Annotated in this window: 1 protein-coding gene; it reads left to right on the top strand. The window is 43.6% G+C overall.

The window, feature by feature from the left end; all coding sequences use genetic code 11:
* The coding region (locus IQR33_RS04795; protein WP_193843552.1) for a methyl-accepting chemotaxis protein at positions 1-1,230 on the top strand (1,230 nt) is incomplete at its 5' end.
* Positions 1,231-1,499 lie beyond the last annotated feature (269 nt).

Raw genomic sequence — 1,499 nt, 5'->3', positions numbered from 1 at the left:
AACCAATACGATCAAGGTTTGAAATCGGATAGCGAGTACCGTGCATTTGTCAAAGAGTATCGCAATGTTGGCCGAGAAATGGTCCAACAAATTAACACGCTATCAAAGCATGTAAACGAGCAAGCTGAACAATCTACTATCAGAAGCCATCAGCAAAATGAACGTGTGCAAAATAACGCTATGTTGACGGTTTTAGCGGTATTTGCTTTCTCATTGATAGGCGCTTGGTTCCTATCTGGCATGATTGTTACACCAATCCAAAAGCTGCAAGAAGTGATGCGTCAGTTAGCAATGGGTAATCTATCAGTACGTGCAGATGTCGATGGGGACAATGAGATCTCTAAGCTGAGCAAAGATGTAAACCAAACCGCAGAGCAGTTATACAACACTGTGGACCAGTTAACCCGTATTAGTGAGGAAGTTGCATCTGCATCGACCGAATTAGCTGCGGTAATGACGCAAGCGGAAGCGAACGCTCAACAAGAGTTGGCGGAGATCGAGCAAGTTGCATCTGCGGTTAACGAGCTTGCAAGCACTGCGAATAATGTGAGTGATAACGCGACCTCTGCTGACGCAACCGCGCGTGAAGCTGATGGACTTGCTCAATCAGGTTTGGCTATCTTCCAAGAAAGTGCGGAAGCAAGTGCGCAAATGTCTCAAGCATTGAACGATGCAGCGCAAGTTGTTTTGCGTCTAAAAGAGCAATCTGTACAGATCAACGATGTTATTGAAGTGATTCGCGGCGTATCTGAGCAGACCAACTTGCTAGCATTGAATGCTGCGATTGAAGCGGCGCGAGCTGGTGAGTCTGGTCGTGGTTTTGCGGTAGTAGCTGATGAAGTACGAATGCTAGCAGCGCGTACTCAAGACTCGACACAAGAGATCCAAACGATCATTGAAGAGCTTCAAGCGCAGTCTGGGCTTGCGAATGACAGTATGCAAGTCAGCCTTGATATGCTTAGCCGCAACAACGAGCTGACGCAACAAGCTAATGAAGCGTTGGTTGGAATTACCGAGTCAGTCGCCAACATCAACGATTCAAACACGCAAGTAGCAACCGCAGCCGAAGAGCAGTCTCAAGTTACGCAAGATATCAATCGCAACGTGGTTAACATGTCGGAGCTTGTAAACCAAAACGTAGCGGGCATCAGCCAGAGTGCAAGTGCGAGTACTGAGCTTTCATTACTTGCAGAGAAGCAGAAAGAGCAATTAAGTTTCTTTAAGCTTTAATTCATCATCTACTTATCAAATCTCTAAATCCCTGAGTGAATGCTCAGGGATTTTTTTGTTTGTAATAATCGGATTTATTATCAATAAGTCTATCTAAAACAGTCAGTTAACAAGATTTTTTTGCGGGCAATATCACGTTTTGTGATATTGTTTTTACATTTTTTTCGTCAATTTTTTTTTGACGCGAACATTTTTTTTAACTCAACCGATAACTTGATGGTTGAGAGGTATTCATATCGTCATTTTAAGTGGTGTTTTCTTCTATAAGC

It is taken from the genome of Vibrio sp. OPT46 (genome assembly GCF_015163535.1).
Classification (GTDB): Bacteria; Pseudomonadota; Gammaproteobacteria; order Enterobacterales; family Vibrionaceae; genus Vibrio; species Vibrio alginolyticus.
This window is presented reverse-complemented; position numbering and strand designations above follow the sequence as displayed.